The 13,607-nt window shown below is 58.7% G+C and carries 19 protein-coding genes; 3 read left to right on the top strand and 16 right to left on the bottom strand.

Going from position 1 to position 13,607, the window contains the following annotated elements; translation table 11 throughout:
* Positions 1-152: 152 nt before the first annotated feature.
* Both FJ527_RS26425 and FJ527_RS29445 read left to right on the top strand, forming a co-directional pair.
* Positions 153-449: a hypothetical protein gene (locus FJ527_RS26425; RefSeq protein ID WP_224643954.1), complete on the top strand. Its 297-nt coding sequence runs from the start codon at positions 153-155 to the stop codon at positions 447-449.
* A gap of 51 nt (positions 450-500) precedes the next feature.
* Positions 501-698, top strand: coding sequence for a hypothetical protein (locus tag FJ527_RS29445; protein WP_181166496.1), 198 nt, complete (start codon positions 501-503; stop codon positions 696-698).
* A 40-nt stretch (positions 699-738) separates the two neighbouring features.
* On the opposite strand, the gene FJ527_RS26435 is transcribed toward FJ527_RS29445, so the two are convergent.
* The 12 genes from FJ527_RS26435 to FJ527_RS26490 form a co-directional block, all read right to left on the bottom strand.
* Entirely contained in the window at positions 739-1,662 is a 924-nt protein-coding gene (locus FJ527_RS26435; RefSeq protein ID WP_140824425.1) for a discoidin domain-containing protein, read from the bottom strand.
* An 11-nt stretch (positions 1,663-1,673) separates the two neighbouring features.
* Positions 1,674-3,395 carry a hypothetical protein gene (locus FJ527_RS26440; protein WP_140824426.1) on the bottom strand — a complete coding sequence of 574 codons (1,722 nt, stop codon included), beginning with the start codon at positions 3,393-3,395 and terminating at the stop codon, positions 1,674-1,676.
* Positions 3,392-3,811 (bottom strand): HK97 family phage prohead protease, encoded by a 420-nt coding sequence (locus tag FJ527_RS26445; protein ID WP_140824427.1) that lies wholly within the window; start codon positions 3,809-3,811, stop codon positions 3,392-3,394. Before FJ527_RS26445 ends, FJ527_RS26440 begins: the two co-directional genes overlap by 4 nt.
* Positions 3,808-5,775: a hypothetical protein gene (locus FJ527_RS26450; RefSeq protein WP_140824428.1), complete on the bottom strand. Its 1,968-nt coding sequence runs from the start codon at positions 5,773-5,775 to the stop codon at positions 3,808-3,810. Before FJ527_RS26450 ends, FJ527_RS26445 begins: the two co-directional genes overlap by 4 nt.
* A 1-nt stretch (position 5,776) precedes the next feature.
* The gene (locus FJ527_RS26455) at positions 5,777-6,022 is read right to left on the bottom strand and encodes a hypothetical protein (RefSeq protein WP_140824429.1); all 246 of its coding nucleotides are present in this window, start codon (positions 6,020-6,022) and stop codon (positions 5,777-5,779) included.
* Between the two features lie 36 nt (positions 6,023-6,058).
* The gene (locus FJ527_RS26460) at positions 6,059-6,394 is read right to left on the bottom strand and encodes a hypothetical protein (protein WP_140824430.1); all 336 of its coding nucleotides are present in this window, start codon (positions 6,392-6,394) and stop codon (positions 6,059-6,061) included.
* A gap of 115 nt (positions 6,395-6,509) precedes the next feature.
* Positions 6,510-6,704 carry a hypothetical protein gene (locus FJ527_RS26465; RefSeq protein WP_140824431.1) on the bottom strand — a complete coding sequence of 65 codons (195 nt, stop codon included), beginning with the start codon at positions 6,702-6,704 and terminating at the stop codon, positions 6,510-6,512.
* Entirely contained in the window at positions 6,691-7,479 is a 789-nt protein-coding gene (locus FJ527_RS26470) for a hypothetical protein (RefSeq protein ID WP_140824432.1), read from the bottom strand. Before FJ527_RS26470 ends, FJ527_RS26465 begins: the two co-directional genes overlap by 14 nt.
* 66 nt (positions 7,480-7,545) lie before the next feature.
* Entirely contained in the window at positions 7,546-7,854 is a 309-nt protein-coding gene (locus FJ527_RS26475) for a hypothetical protein (protein ID WP_140824433.1), read from the bottom strand.
* Positions 7,855-7,860: 6 nt separating this feature from the next.
* On the bottom strand, positions 7,861-8,388 hold the full coding sequence (locus FJ527_RS26480) for a hypothetical protein (protein ID WP_140824434.1): 528 nt from the start codon (positions 8,386-8,388) through the stop codon (positions 7,861-7,863).
* 2 nt (positions 8,389-8,390) lie between these two features.
* Entirely contained in the window at positions 8,391-8,696 is a 306-nt protein-coding gene (locus FJ527_RS26485; RefSeq protein ID WP_140824435.1) for a hypothetical protein, read from the bottom strand.
* On the bottom strand, positions 8,693-9,487 hold the full coding sequence (locus FJ527_RS26490) for a helix-turn-helix domain-containing protein (protein ID WP_181166497.1): 795 nt from the start codon (positions 9,485-9,487) through the stop codon (positions 8,693-8,695). Before FJ527_RS26490 ends, FJ527_RS26485 begins: the two co-directional genes overlap by 4 nt.
* A gap of 25 nt (positions 9,488-9,512) precedes the next feature.
* Between FJ527_RS26490 and FJ527_RS29450 the strand changes: the two genes are divergently transcribed.
* Positions 9,513-9,797, top strand: coding sequence for a hypothetical protein (locus FJ527_RS29450; protein WP_181166498.1), 285 nt, complete (start codon positions 9,513-9,515; stop codon positions 9,795-9,797).
* A 49-nt stretch (positions 9,798-9,846) separates the two neighbouring features.
* Here the strand turns inward: FJ527_RS29450 and FJ527_RS26500 are convergent, their stop codons facing one another.
* The 4 genes from FJ527_RS26500 to FJ527_RS26515 all read right to left on the bottom strand — a co-directional run bounded on the left by FJ527_RS26500 (position 9,847) and on the right by FJ527_RS26515 (position 11,863).
* Positions 9,847-10,059, bottom strand: coding sequence for a hypothetical protein (locus tag FJ527_RS26500; protein WP_140717169.1), 213 nt, complete (start codon positions 10,057-10,059; stop codon positions 9,847-9,849).
* On the bottom strand, positions 10,056-10,256 hold the full coding sequence (locus tag FJ527_RS26505; protein ID WP_140717167.1) for an AlpA family phage regulatory protein: 201 nt from the start codon (positions 10,254-10,256) through the stop codon (positions 10,056-10,058). The genes FJ527_RS26500 and FJ527_RS26505 overlap by 4 nt, the downstream gene beginning before the upstream one ends.
* Positions 10,257-10,358: 102 nt before the next feature.
* The gene (locus FJ527_RS26510) at positions 10,359-10,703 is read right to left on the bottom strand and encodes a hypothetical protein (protein WP_140824437.1); all 345 of its coding nucleotides are present in this window, start codon (positions 10,701-10,703) and stop codon (positions 10,359-10,361) included.
* Positions 10,700-11,863, bottom strand: a complete 1,164-nt coding sequence (locus FJ527_RS26515; protein ID WP_140824438.1) for a site-specific integrase — start codon at positions 11,861-11,863, stop codon at positions 10,700-10,702. Before FJ527_RS26515 ends, FJ527_RS26510 begins: the two co-directional genes overlap by 4 nt.
* Positions 11,864-13,607 lie beyond the last annotated feature (1,744 nt).

Genomic DNA, 13,607 nt, shown 5'->3' on the forward strand with positions numbered 1-13,607 from the left:
GGACTCTCCCCCGCAACGGACGCATTGTCCCATCGGGAGTGAAGGGCTTGGGAAAAGGCCATCATTACAGAGGTGCTGGTGCTGATCAGCCGAGGCGCGCGAGCGTGCGGCGCCGAAGGTCATGGCGGTGGCAGTACATCCTCCCGCTCGTAATGGTGCCGCTTGCGGCTTTCCTTACTGTGAACCCAAGCAGCCTCAACACTGTTGCGAACCTCGTGCCCACCAAATGGCTTGGCAGCTTGGACGTCCCTGATCCCTCATCGCTGCTGCTTGCGGGCGGCAATTGCAACATCAAGGGCAACATCTCGATTAACACCGGCGAGCACATCTACCACGTCCCCGGCCAAGAACATTATTGGGAAACGAGGATCAGCCCTGAGTATGGCGAACGCTGGTTCTGCAGCGAAGCCGAGGCGCAAGAGGCTGGCTGGCGTAAAGCAAGACGGTGAGACGGCGGCACGTTAACTGGTTGTTGGCCGATCCTCGATTAGCATCCGCTGATGGAAACCTCTTTTGACGACCTCACCCATGCCGTGAAGGCTCCACAAGAGAGCCCGAGACTCCGCATTGCGCTCGCGGCCTTCGCCATCCTCGCCGCCGTGGCCGGTGCCGGTGTATTGATCAAAGGAACTGCCCGCGATCAGCCGCGACTTCCAACCGTCGATATCGGTCAGATCCTCCACCCAGGCGTGGTTTGACTACCGCCGGCAGAGTTGCCAACTGCCTGATCGGCCATTTTTATGGCTTCGTAAAAGTGCGGACTTCCAAATTGGTCCATGCACCTTGCGTCGCGGGCGCCCAGACCAAGCTGTAGACAATCGCGTCGTAGGACCGGTAGATTTTGAAGTTCTTCGGCCCGTTAATGTTTTGGGCCTGCATCAGGATTTCAACGATATCCTGGTCGTTCGCCGCACCCCAGTCCATATAGAACGCGACGGGATATGGTGTGTTCGAATCCCACACGGTAGCGGTGTTGCCGTCCCTAGCCATTGCGGCAGTCGTGCTGTTCGCCGCCGACGAAACGGACGGCGTTCCGCCGCCGATATCGCTGCCGCCCGAACTCGCTCGAAAGATGATATCGACAAGGCGCATAACGCCGCCGCCGGCCTGGTTGTCGGCGAAGGAAACCGCCCAGTAGCGTGCGGCACCAGTCGCCACATCCCGACCGGCGGCGCTGAAGGCCCTGGCCTCGCCGATCGTATCTGCCGGCAGCGCGCCGCTCCATCCGGTCTGCCCCGTTATCGTCGCCAGCGTCGTCCACGACGAACTGTCGTCGGAATACTGGATCGTAAAATCCTTTGGCGATTCGGTAGGGACGGTCGGGAAAGCCTTAATGACGACCTGCTGGATATCCTTGGCGTTGCCGGAGCCGAAGTCGTAGGTGATCGTTGCCGTGGCGGAATTCGCTCGCCAGACCGTAGCCGGATTGCCATCGAAGGCATTGGCCGCTGCGCCAAAGCTGGCGTCCGATGCGCTGGCCGTGCCGCCTGTGGCGACATTGGCGCCCCATGCCGTCGTGCGCATCAGAATTTCTGCGATGGCAACACGGGCGCCACCATCGACGGCCGTGCAGCTTATTCGCCAATAGCGATGTCCACTGCCGCCGCCACCACCGCCGCCGGGATTGGTGTTTCCAAACATTTGGCCGGTGGACATTAACATCGGTCGGTCTCCTATCGTTCAAACATGGCGATCGAATACGGTTCGATGATCGATCTCGCGATATCGCGAGCGCCGGCCGTGACGTCGATCACGGCGCCCTGGATCTGATCATCGATGTTGATGCATTCGACTTCATCTTCGCCACCGCCGTGGATCATGAGATCCGACAGGAAATCAGACAAATTTCGGAGGTCGCCGGTTCCCGATACATTGAACCGGCGCCGCTGAGGCACCGCAAAATTGTCGGTCGTGATGACGGTATCGCTGATCGCGTCGTAGACGTGGCGCCATGGTGACAGCTCAACGGGCTTCGAAACCGTTGTCGTCGTGCCATCGTCCAGATTGGTAAAATAGTAGTGGTCCGAGTCTTGCGTGAAAAACGTGTCCTCGAACCTGTTGAGCGTCGGGTCGCCATCGCCGCGCGGTGCTGAAGCTGCCGGGAGTTGGTAAGGCACGGTGACAGTCCAAATGGTCGCGCCAGTGCCGCCGACCTTGATGGCCTGGGCGTTGTCATTCCAGACAATCAAATTGCTATCGTGGAAAACGACATATCTCAGATTGTCGCTGAACGTTGCCAACGTGGTCGTTGTCAGGACGAGGCCCTGAGCGTTGATTACCAGCTTGTAGAGCGACGTTCCCGCGCACACATAGACGTCAGCGTCACTGTCCCGAATGGTGCCTACGGTGATGCTCTCTGGCAGTCCCCGGCTATCCCAGAAGCTACCGGAGAGGCTGACGCGCGTCATCGTGTTGGCGTCGAACCTGAAGACCGAGAAGTAGCCGATATGGAAGCTGCTGGCGATCAGGAGGCCGGAGGAATGGCCAAACTGCAAGACTGCCGCCGCATTCAACAGTTGCCCTGCGTCTCCGATCGCAGCACCTTCGCTGATGGATGTTCCCGTCACCGGGTCAAGCAGGATCGGGAAAGTGCCGCCGGCTGGACCGGGGACAAAACCAAACGCCACGAGGCGATCCATGATCGGGACGTAGGCAAGGAAGTTTTCGGTTATGCCGCTATACGCTCGTCCAAGGCCGCTGATCGCAATCGCGTAAATTTCTCGCAAGCCGGTGATCGAGAATCGCCTAATTTGGCCGCTATCATTCGAGATGCCATAGAATTCCTGAGCGTCCCAGTCTGCCGCAGCGACGGTGTTGATCGGGTCCGAGAAAAAGGTCTGAAAGTTTTGGACTTGGGGGTCCGTCGACGGATCTTGAATCCATTCCGCTTCAAAGACGGGAGGAGATCCGATGGTGAAGATATCGAAATTGCGAAATACGATGTCGAGATAGCCGCGATGGGCGGAGACGTTGTTGGTGCCTTCCTCGCTGACCTGGGAAGGGTCGCGGCCTTGCGTGCTTCGGCCATCGTAGACGCGGAAGTTGACGCCGGGGGCTCGATAGCCGGTCGAGGAATCATAGATCAGCTTCCCCTGAGCCCATATCCTGCGGACACCCCATGTCGAGTTCGGGACTAGAGGCCGGGCAAACCTTAGCCTTGCCGTCATGGCGCTGGTCGTCGTGGTGACTTGATCAAACCACTCCATATGCGTTTCGGTGACGGTGAGGATTGGTGCCACCCAGATATAAGCAGCCGGCAAGCGGGCCTTGCCCCATACCACCGGGATTGTCTGGCCGTAGGCCGATGTCGGCAGCGTCGTTTGAACAGGCGACGGCTCCGCGACGGTAGGCGATGCCGGCGGGCCACCGAGATAAAGGACAGGCCTTGTGATCATGCTGTTCCCGCCGTGAATGAGAGAATACGCGCCATCGGATTTGCCGGCTCAGTCACCAGTGAGATTTCCGGTACAGCAAGCACGCGCCGACAAAAGCGGCCATTGGTTCCTGCAATTTGGCGGATCTCTCCGATGAGTGGCGCGCCAAGCGATAAACCGGTGAATTCGCCAGTTTCGATCTTCGCCGACGCCTGCCTGCCACCGGCAGACTTCAAATCGAGCCGGCCAATTGCCAGAAGGCCGATGTCATCCTCGCGGAATTCAAGCCAGCCGCCGATTTCCGAGCCTTCGTGCATCATAAGCATCTTGGGTCTGAAGCCCTGCCGGATCAGATCCGCGAAGGCGCCATGGCCGATGACGTCCTCGTCATGGGCAGCGACTCCGTAAGCTGTAGCGTGGCCGGCGAACATCATCATGCGCTCGCCTGTGCCCTGACGAGTTCATCGAACATGGCGCGGGCATTCTGCTTTGCCGTCTGTGTGCTTTCGCCAGCGGCGGCATGATAGTTCAATGTGATCGGGCTGCCGGGCTGGGCGACGGAGACATCCTGGTTGTATGTGCCGTCGCTCGATGTCGTCGGAAAGTTCACACCCGGACGCTGAACGGAGCCTATGCCCCAGCTTGAGATGTAGCTGCCGACGCTCGAATCGAACGCATCGCCAAACGCATAGGCACCAGGGCCGATTCCACCGGCCTTGCCGGGTCCGCCACCGGCAGTCAGCAGCGAGAGAATGGAGCTGGACAGACCACCGATGTTGTTGCGAACCACATCGCTCAGTTTGGATATGGTGATATTGGTTTGCCCGGAATAGCCGCCGATGTCGTTGCTGAGGCCTTGCAGATATTTTTTGGTGTTTCCGTCGAGGGTCGAAACGTTGTCGGCTGTCTTTCCGGTATTGTCTACGGTCTTGCCGGTTCCATACAGGATTTGATCGTATGTTGTTTTCCCGTCATAGATGTCTTGCTTGTTCTGAGGAGTTAGTTGCGCCCACTCATTTGCGGTAGCGCCATTAGGATTTTCCCAAGGCCCGTAACTCTTGTAACTCGTAACGTTTACGCCAGACCCATTCGCGTTGTTTTGAACCACCGGCGCTCCAGCTCCAGGCAGGGTGATCTTGTTAGGATCGCCGCCATAGCGGGTCACGTTCGGCAATACGCCGGGACTGGCAGCGGGGGCGGTTCCACCCATGGATTTAAGAAGATTATCGAATGAGCCTGCCGGATTGTTCAGGGCCTCTTCGGCTGTCGCCTGGATTCGATGCAATTGGGATTCCAAGTCGTTGAGGCTTGCCGTCGCATCGGCTATTTCCAGCTTGACGTTCGCGCCTTGCTCGGCCTGCGCCTGAAGTTCGGCAATCTTGGTCGTCAAAAAATCAATGCCCTTCGTCAGTTGTGCGACATCTTCGGCGCCGCCGGGGGCCAGGTTGCCTTTCGCCAGCCGATCCAGAATGCTGCCTTCCCGGAATTTCTCACCGCCCAAAGCGACCACGAGGTTTTCGAGGCTTGACCAACTTGGGTTGGCGACAAAGGCGTCCAATGAGGCTGAGGTTTTATTCACCTGCTTGGTGAAATCGGCAAATCCCGCAGTTGCATCCACAAGCAGCGGGGCAAGGTTTATCAGCGCCTCGCCTAGCTGGACGTGAATGACCTGGCTCAGCACATCGAGCTTGTCATCGAGTTCGCCGGCACGCTGAAGCAGCGCGTCAGGGACAATGATCCCCAAGCCTTGGGCGGTCTTTTTCATTGCGTCGATCGATGCTCGGCCCTGGTCGAGGAAACGAGCCATTTCGACGCCGGATTTGCCGAAGACAACGGCGGCAAGTGCCGCCTTTTGGGTCGCGTCCGTGGTCTGCGCCAGGGCATCGGAAACCAGCTTAAGCCGTTCCTCCTGATCCTTGGCGTTGAGGATGTTCTGGAGCAGTTGCGGGTTGAGGTTCTTGAGACCGGAATAGAGCGCACCGGTTCCCTTTTCGGCGAGGCCGACGTTTTTGGCAAAGATCGTGAGCGAGGTGTTGAAGCCTTCTTGCTCGATATTGGCCTGTTTCGCGGCGAAGGCCAGCGCCTGGAACGTGTCGGTTTTCAGCCCGGCCTGTTTCGCGTTTGTGGCAATTTCGTCGTATTCGCTGATCGTCTCCTTCAATTTGCCAAAGGCACCATCCAGAGACGCCAGCGCTGCCAGTCCAACGCCTGCCGCCAGGCCGGTGCCGAAGTTTTTCAGCGTGGTGCCGATCCCGATAACGCCTTTCTCTACTGCGGCGACGGACTTCGCCATCCGCGCCGACTGCTGTTCAACAGTGGTCGCCGACGACTTGAAGCCGGTCGCGAAACTGTTGGCGTTTGTCGACAAGTCGATGCTGATGCTGCCAACCGTCGCGACCATTTTAGGCTGATCCTTCCGTTTTGATTGCAGCGATTTCAGCCGCCATCGGTGCGTTGTGGGCCTCCAGAAAAGCGCCCATCGCAATCTCAGTTTCTTGGAGCGCTGCCAGGCCGGAACCGGTGACCTGGAACGCCATTTCAATGCCGGCAACGATCACGTTGCGGGCCAGTTCGAGCTGCTTTTCTCTCAGCTCTCCGTTGGCCTTCTCGGTTTCGGCCGTCCAATACGTTGATGGTTTGCCGGTCATGCTGCTGCCCTGTCCGTGGGTGTTTTGCTCATGGCATCAAATCCTGCCGCAGCGGCCGACGAGCGCGAGATCGCTCATGTAAGCGCGCATCTGCCCATGCTTCGATGCGGGGAAGCGCACTGGCCAGGCTTGAAACTCCTCCCACAGTTCGCAGAAGGCGATAGCGGCTGGCTCCCGGAAAACATCAAGCCAACCCGCCGGAGCGATGAATCGATCCCACGCCTCGCCGACCCCACCGCGCATCCAATCGGGCTTGATCAGCCGTTCTTGCGCAGCAACATGGGCGCTTTCTGCAGGGCCGTGCCGATCGGAGCGATAGGTGCCTTCGACAAGACGCAAGCCGTGCGGCAGTGGTCGTTTTCCTCGTCTCATGGAAAATTAGGCCTTCCGGAGTTTTAATTTGCCATTGTGAAAGATTTGGATCGGCGAGCGGTCGGCGCTGTTTGGCCAAAAAGGTCGTTTTGGCCCCCCCCAGGGGTGACTTGGCTCATGGGATTGCCCTCCACCGATCAGCGAGGGCTGCATCCCGCCATTGCTGCTGGTCTAGGCTGTCCTCATCGATCGGCTCGGGCAGTACGCCAGCCGATTGCATGAATAGGTTATCGTCCCTGTCGTAGCCCATGAGCAGGACGGTGCGGCTGTCCTCGCAAAGCACGACATCGACCTGTTCAAGCTTGGGCATGTCTCTTCTCCATCTTCTCAACGGCGCCGCGCTTGACGCTCAGCTTCCAGACCATTGGTGCATCGTTGGGGCGTACGCCTTTGCTCTCGATCTCAGCGTGCCATAACCCGCCTTGGAAGCTTGCGAAGTCTCCGGGCTGGTATTGCTCGTCCTGCTTCCACGGGCCGCGATAAGCTATGCGTGGCTCCGCCTTCGGCGCTGATGATGGCTCCCAGAATTTCTTGCCTATGTCGCCTTCGTGATGGATCTCGAAATAGCAGTCAGCGTTGGCACCACTTCGGCAGATGCTGATCTCTTTCAGCTTCCAGTTGCTGTAGAACTTGAGGCCATCCACCTCAGCTAACAGGGCTTGGCCGTCGTGACCGACGCTGAGACATCGCGTCTCGCCTTTGCGAATGAGACCTTCGGCATAGCGCGCGGCTATATGGTCGAACAACGCCGCTCGCATGTAGACGCCGCGCGGCGATTTGCGCAGATGGTAGATTTCTCCAATGGGCTGGCTGCCCTTATTTGCATGCTCGGAAAGCAATGGCAGAGGCAGCACTGCTCGCATGTCGATGCAGTTGCTCATGAAGTTTTTCGTCGTCATCGATTGGCTGCTCGCCAAGCCATGGATGCGAAGGCCTGTCGCGCTAGGCTGCACCGTTTGCTCAAAAGCCTCGTGGTCGACAGGACACCAAAAGCCATCGTCATCCTGTTGACGCAAGATATCGACAACCTCGTCTGGTTTCGGCGCGTATTGCGCTTCAAGATCGGCAATCCTCTTGGCCTCCATATCCGCCCATAGCCTTGCGATCGTCTCGTCGTGAGTTTCCTGCCTACGCACTACTGTCAGGCCCCCTCAGTCGCTGCTCATGCTTCGGTGAAGATAGCCGCTGGCTGTGCGCTTCCTCGCGGGTTGCCCTCGCTCCAGCACTTCCAACGCCTGTTCAAGGCCTCGCCGGAGGTCTTTCGAATTCGGTGCGCTGGGTGCTTTCGTCGCCGTCTTCGAAACCGCGATGGTCGGCAGCTTCCGCCAGAATTTTTCCGCCAAATGGCCGGTCGGCTTCAGCCCGCGCGTGAGGTCGAATTTCGCCTGGTACGTCTCACCGAGATACCGGCAGCGCTCGCCTTCGGTATACGTGACCAATGGGTGCCAAGGGTCGGACATGCCTCATCATCCTTTCGAAATCATCTTCGCGATGGTGTTTACAAATGGCTCGGCCAAGCGCCGCGCGATCGGTGCGTCGTTGATCAGCCCAGGGAGTTCAAGCCCGGCTTCTCGCCCCTTGATGCTCAGGGTCGAGGCAACATCCAGCAGTCCCAGAACTTCGCTCAAACGCTGATTTATTGCCGCGCCAAGGGCCGCGATATCTGCGTCTAGCTCTACGCGGGCCTGCTCTCGATACCCGGCGCGCTGAAGGTCGAATTCGGCCCTGGTCTCATGGTTGCGCGTGTCGGCCTCTGAAAGCTCGACTGCGAGGCCCTTAAGCGTATCGTGCAACTGTTGGGCGGGGATCTTCGACCGGGTGGGATTGTCGACTTTCGACTCCACCTCCAAAGCCTGGCGACGATCATTCAATTTCCGGCGAGCGTCGGACGCTTCACGATACGCCTTTTCGGCAGCGACATATTCAGCAGTCGGCGCCGGCAAGCGAAGTGCGGCCCTGAGGCGATCGGTTTCGGTCGGATTGAGTTTGGTCATTTTCATGACCTTAGAATCGCACCCGAAACGCGACTGGGCGCGTCGCGATTGTCGCGTTCGGCGAAATATCCGCGCAGCAATGTCAGATTGGCCTGCCACCGGCCCCCGACCTTCCGGCCGAAGCCGTTACGGCAGAGCTTCCTGACGCTATCGACCGGAATGCTGAAGCGCTCGGCCGCCACTACAGTTTCCACCCAGACACTCGGGCTGACTGGCTCTTCTACCTCGGCCTCGATTGCAGCTATCAATTGCATGACTTCCGCCAGCCTGGAGCGGATGGCAGCGAGTTTGCGCGCGGTGTTGCTCATGCCGCAGACCCCGTCACAGGAGCTTCGAGCTGGGCGCCTAGTTCCTCGTACAGCCGTTGAGCCCGGCCAAAGTTTGGATCGTCCCGATCGTCTTGGACGACGACGATGGCATCGAGGTAATCAAACCAACGCTGTGCCGTTGGCCTGTCGAAGCCAGCCTTCATCGAGCGCTCCAACATGGCCAGGATCGCGCCGACGCTTGCCGAGTTCGCCCGCTCATTGCCCCTTCTTTTCGGAGGGGCTTGCGTCGATGACGCCGTTTCAACGGGATATATTTCCACTGTTTCAACAGGATCTCTTAAAGCTTCGCTTAATATATTATACGAAGCATCCTCTTGATTTGATTGAGCGCTTTTTTCAACTCGGTTACCCATGCGGAACGAGTTTGTTACCCATGGGGTGGCCAGTTTGTTACCCGTCGGATCATCTGAGGTAACAGCCTCGTTACCTGTGGGGGTAACAACTTGGTTACCCTTGACTGCCTTCAGGATGGCCTCGTCCCACTCGTTGTAGATGACGAAATAGCATCTCGCCTGCGGGTTGAGAGGGTTGGCGCGGCCACCGATATAACCGCGCTCGGCCAGTGTCCTGATCGAACGCGACAGGCTTTTGAGATGGCAGCCGACCAGGTTGGCCAGTCGGGTATGACTGGCTGTGCAGCCGATACCGTTCTTGCTGAAGCGGTCATGCGCCGCGATCGCCATCAACACGCGAATGTCTTGCGCGGTGAGATGCTGATCCGCCATGGCGCGCGCCGGATCAGGAGAGAAAACCGGGCCGCCCTTAGCCATGGCCACCTGCCTTCCGCAGACATGCATGCCGGCGGCGATGATGCAGGCGACAGAGAAATTCGCCGCTCAACACGTCCTCATATCGATCGGGATCGTGATGGAAGTCGGTCGGCTCTGCGCCACATTCGGCGCAAGGCTCTCTGATCAGCTCGCCTTTCTTGATCGCGGCAGCAACAGCGTTGTGGGCGCGGCGAGCGTGGCGATTGGCAGCATTCCAGGCGCGTTGAGAACGCCAGCGAGGATCAAGCTCCCGTTGTGTGCTGCTCTGGACTTTGCTATTGTTGAAACAGTCATCTGCTGCCAAGCGTGACGTTTCGAAGCCGGTGGTCGTTTGCAAGAACGGCGCCGGCTTCCCTGCATTAGGAGGCACGCTGGTTGTCATTGGAGACACCTCCAGCCCTGATGGCGTTAGCCAATCGAAGCGCCGCGCAAGCACCTTGGCCGTCGAGCGGATAGCGGCTGCGGATCTCGGCTACGGCCGAGCGAGGCCTTTGCGATTTGGGTGTCTCGATGATGAAACGGGCGGCTTCCAGCACCACGAGATCGGGATCGAGGTCGATCTGTTCCATCATGCCGCCACCTGCGTGCGGGCCGCGATGCGCTGGCGAATCCAGAAGTCTACTTCAGCCCTGACGAAGGCGATTCGTTTCTCGCCAAGCTGCACCGCTGCCGGGAAGTCGCCTTGCCGACGCAAGATATTGATTGCCCCGCGAGACAGCGAAGTCAGTGCGGAAGCCTGCTTAATGCTAATAAGAGGATGGTCTTCCATTGCCGTTCCTTTGTGCTTGGAACGGCATTGTTGAAATTGCCGCTCCGGTTGAACGGCTCCCTTAATAAGCACCCATTTGAGGGCGAAAAATCTCGCCTGGATTTAATTCTTACGCGGACGACCACGTTTTTTGGATGGTTCCCCCAGAGCCCGTCTGTCTTCGGGCCTAATGCGAATTTCTATTGCGGCGATGTAGAGGTCGGTGCACGCCCAGGCACAAGTCAAAGCCCCCTCCCTGTCGCCGTTCTCAAGGGCTTCGAGTCCTTGAAGCGCGAAGTCACGCGCCGAAATCCACTGCAATCGGCCGGCGGCCATGTCATCCAGAGCGCGCCGCTTGCCGGCAACATCCCCCTCCCACCATGCACCATGGAAGAGGTTTTCAGCGCTTTTGGTTTTCTCCACCATCATTGTCAGACGGTCGAAAAGAGGATCGCTATCGATCGTCATGACAGGAACGCCTCCCACGCTGTCATTAGCTCTCGACGCTTTTCCAGCGCCGTCGCGCGCCTGTAAGCGGCTTCCGTCTTGTCGCGGATGGTATGCGCCAGTGCCGCCTCGGCAACGTCGCGCTCGAACTCGGTGCAGTCACCGCACCAATCACGGAAGGAACTCCGTAAGCCGTGCAGGGTCACGTCCTTGTCTGGAGACGCAAGCCTCAGCGCCTTCGTCATGGCCGTGTCGGAAATCGGGCGATCCTCAACCTCCCCACCGAAGATCAGCGACGACGTAGAGCGTTGGCGCATGATTTCGACAAGGGCCAATGCACGATCGCCAAGCGGCACGACATGCTCTTTCCCAGCCTTCATGCGGTCCGCCGGAACGGTCCACGTCTTCGCCTTCACATCGATTTCAGGGAACAATGCACCCCTCACCTCGCCGGATCGCGCCGCAGTCAGAGTTAGGAACTCTACCGCCCGCGCGGCGGTGCCGGTTGATTGGCGCAGCTTTGCGATCATCTTGGGAGTGTCGGCATAGGCCAGCGCCGCGTGATGGCCGCGCGAAAGGTTTTGCCTCTTAGGCATCACCTTGTCCAAAAGACCGCGCCAGCGAGCCGGGTTGCCGGCCGTACGCCAGCCGTGCGCTATGCTATAGTCGATGACAGCCTGAATTCGGGAACGAAGCCTGTCGGCCGTCTCTGGCCGTTTCTGCCAGTGCACCAAAAGACACTCTTTCACGTCGCCAATGACGATATCGGCAACCGGCAGGCCGTGCAGCGGCTTGGCATATTCGCGCAAGGTCATTTCCCACTGCGCCTTGTGTTTCGAGTTTTTCCAGTCGTTGGCCTTGGTTTTCAACAGCTCGTCCATGCAGTGCTCGAACGTGATGACGCGCGGCGGCTTGGTGTCGGGTCGAAGATCTTCGCCGCGAGCCAGCTTGTTGCGGAATGCCTCCGCCTTCTCCCGAGCCAGAGCGAGCGATACAGGCGCCGTGCCTTGCCCGTAGCCTCCAAGGCCAAGCTCTGCCCGCTTGCCGCCGCGCTTGTAGATAAAGAACCATTGACGGCTGCCGCCCTTGCGAACGCGCAGGAAAAGACCGTCGCCGTCGCTGTAGATGCCAGGGTCAACTAGCCTCTTCAAACTGGTGTCGGTGAGCTTATGACGCGCCATTTTCTTGTCCCGTTGCCATAACCGCATACGTGACATTATTGATTTTATCGGCTTTTACAATGGGTTATGACCAGTAAAATCAACAGAAACGGCGGAGAGGCGGGCACTCCCTCCGCCATAACGTCTATGAATCAGATAGGGACCTCACCGCTATCCGCTGCCCGCTTGGCTGCGGTGGTGCCGCAACATCTTCGCCAATCATCCGCGGGTGCCATGGTCGAGTTCGACACGGGCATCTGGGGTCGCCGATTTGAGAGCCGATAAGGGGTGACTGCAGGGGCCGTAAAGCGTCTCGTAGTTACCATTCACGATGATTTTGGGCATGGTGGGCACAGGGAACCGGTAGCTATCCACCGCGTTCTCTCGGCATGCTCAAGAAAATCGCCTTTGCCGCCGTGCTTGTTCAAGTTGCAGCGTTGTCAGCCCTCCTGACGCAAACATTCTTCCTTGCATCCACGCCTACCCAAGCGGCCAGTGTGCAAGGCGAGCCCGTGGTGGCCGTTACGGCATCGGAATGCGCCAAGGCGACATGGCCTAATATTCCCATTCAGTGCCTTGAGAGGGTTGAGGCGAGAGCGCAATAAAACTGGAGAAACGCAAGCCGGCGGGCCGCCTCCGACACGGAATTGTTCCATTGCGTCCAAGGCGATCATTGCCATCGTCGAAAGCTACAGATTACTGCTGACGCCCGACCGGCGAAACTGTCACGATTAACGAATCATTGACCGCGCTGTCCTATTCTGAGACAGCGCGGTCAAATCCCAACCGGACTGCGCAGGCGGCTCCGGCAACCCAGCCCCCGCCGCACTGTCGGAGCCGCCACCATAAATAGAATACCAGCAATGGTTGAATCAACCGTTACTGCAGTTGTTGCAACTAGAACGAACGATTCCACTGTTCCGCATCATTCCACCTAGCGCGCCCGGTTCAAAAAACCGCAGGACGTCATAGGAGCCAAAAAAGCCCGCCGGGCGGAGCCAGTCCGCTCAGCGTGACTAACAGGAGACTGATAGCGAATCCGTTTCGATTTATGCTCTGAGCATGGAATGCGCCTTCGATGACATCGCCAGCGCCCAGACAGCCCGCAAACGGCAATGGGTAGCGCTATAGCAGCGAGTCCCGCTCTAGCTCCCTCTCGCAAGGCGTGGGCCGTGCCACAGCCGGCTGACACTCTACAGAAGAGCCGAGCAGTCTACCTGATCGCGCATCGAGGCTAGATCGTCGCGAACGAGCCATTCCGAGTAAGCCCTCAGTCGCCTGAGGCCAGCGGTCTTGGCGTCTCGCTCGGTTCGCTCGGTTTCCAGCGTTGCTGACGCTGGGAGCCACGCGATGCATTTAGGCTTCGGATGGTACCGAAGTGATCCGACAATTTGATCCTTCACCGGCCATTCCCCTCATACGCCCTGTGAAGCTTTCACATGTGGCGGGGTAAGTCGTCCGTCATTGTGATGATGTCACGGCCAACTGCTATGCGTTAGCAATCGCTTGTTCCCTCTGGACTATCGCCGTGCCGACCGCGTTGTTTCCCGGCTGGTTCCAATGGCGGCACCTCCCAGCTGCGCGGGTGCAAAAAAGCCTTCGGCCGGGGCAGGAGGCAGTTCAAAGGGGCGAACCGATAACAGGGAAGCGGACCAGTTCCGAACCTTCATGACCGGCAAATATCTTTCAACCCACCCAGCAAAAGGCCCGCCAGCTGGGAACCGGCGGGCAAGTTCTGGAGTGCTGGGATCAACCAGCATAGGTC

Source organism: Mesorhizobium sp. B2-4-18 (assembly GCF_006441385.1).
Taxonomy (GTDB): Bacteria; Pseudomonadota; Alphaproteobacteria; order Rhizobiales; family Rhizobiaceae; genus Mesorhizobium; species Mesorhizobium australicum.

Excerpts from the sequence above, each read along its gene's own strand:
- FJ527_RS26490 (WP_181166497.1), bottom strand. The coding sequence starts at position 9,487 with ATGGCTAAGGGCGGCCCGGTTTTCTCTCCTGATCCGGCGCGCGCCATG.
- FJ527_RS29450 (WP_181166498.1), top strand. The coding sequence starts at position 9,513 with ATGCCGGCGGCGATGATGCAGGCGACAGAGAAATTCGCCGCTCAACAC.
- FJ527_RS26455 (WP_140824429.1), bottom strand. The coding sequence starts at position 6,022 with ATGACCGGCAAACCATCAACGTATTGGACGGCCGAAACCGAGAAGGCC.
- FJ527_RS26500 (WP_140717169.1), bottom strand. The coding sequence starts at position 10,059 with ATGATGGAACAGATCGACCTCGATCCCGATCTCGTGGTGCTGGAAGCC.
- FJ527_RS26425 (WP_224643954.1), top strand. The coding sequence starts at position 153 with ATGGTGCCGCTTGCGGCTTTCCTTACTGTGAACCCAAGCAGCCTCAAC.
- FJ527_RS26480 (WP_140824434.1), bottom strand. The coding sequence starts at position 8,388 with ATGACCAAACTCAATCCGACCGAAACCGATCGCCTCAGGGCCGCACTT.
- FJ527_RS26470 (WP_140824432.1), bottom strand. The coding sequence starts at position 7,479 with ATGGAGGCCAAGAGGATTGCCGATCTTGAAGCGCAATACGCGCCGAAA.
- FJ527_RS26465 (WP_140824431.1), bottom strand. The coding sequence starts at position 6,704 with ATGCCCAAGCTTGAACAGGTCGATGTCGTGCTTTGCGAGGACAGCCGC.
- FJ527_RS26450 (WP_140824428.1), bottom strand. The coding sequence starts at position 5,775 with ATGGTCGCGACGGTTGGCAGCATCAGCATCGACTTGTCGACAAACGCC.
- FJ527_RS26485 (WP_140824435.1), bottom strand. The coding sequence starts at position 8,696 with ATGAGCAACACCGCGCGCAAACTCGCTGCCATCCGCTCCAGGCTGGCG.
- FJ527_RS26460 (WP_140824430.1), bottom strand. The coding sequence starts at position 6,394 with ATGAGACGAGGAAAACGACCACTGCCGCACGGCTTGCGTCTTGTCGAA.
- FJ527_RS26435 (WP_140824425.1), bottom strand. The coding sequence starts at position 1,662 with ATGTTAATGTCCACCGGCCAAATGTTTGGAAACACCAATCCCGGCGGC.
- FJ527_RS26445 (WP_140824427.1), bottom strand. The coding sequence starts at position 3,811 with ATGATGATGTTCGCCGGCCACGCTACAGCTTACGGAGTCGCTGCCCAT.
- FJ527_RS26505 (WP_140717167.1), bottom strand. The coding sequence starts at position 10,256 with ATGGAAGACCATCCTCTTATTAGCATTAAGCAGGCTTCCGCACTGACT.
- FJ527_RS26440 (WP_140824426.1), bottom strand. The coding sequence starts at position 3,395 with ATGATCACAAGGCCTGTCCTTTATCTCGGTGGCCCGCCGGCATCGCCT.
- FJ527_RS29445 (WP_181166496.1), top strand. The coding sequence starts at position 501 with ATGGAAACCTCTTTTGACGACCTCACCCATGCCGTGAAGGCTCCACAA.
- FJ527_RS26510 (WP_140824437.1), bottom strand. The coding sequence starts at position 10,703 with ATGACGATCGATAGCGATCCTCTTTTCGACCGTCTGACAATGATGGTG.
- FJ527_RS26515 (WP_140824438.1), bottom strand. The coding sequence starts at position 11,863 with ATGGCGCGTCATAAGCTCACCGACACCAGTTTGAAGAGGCTAGTTGAC.
- FJ527_RS26475 (WP_140824433.1), bottom strand. The coding sequence starts at position 7,854 with ATGTCCGACCCTTGGCACCCATTGGTCACGTATACCGAAGGCGAGCGC.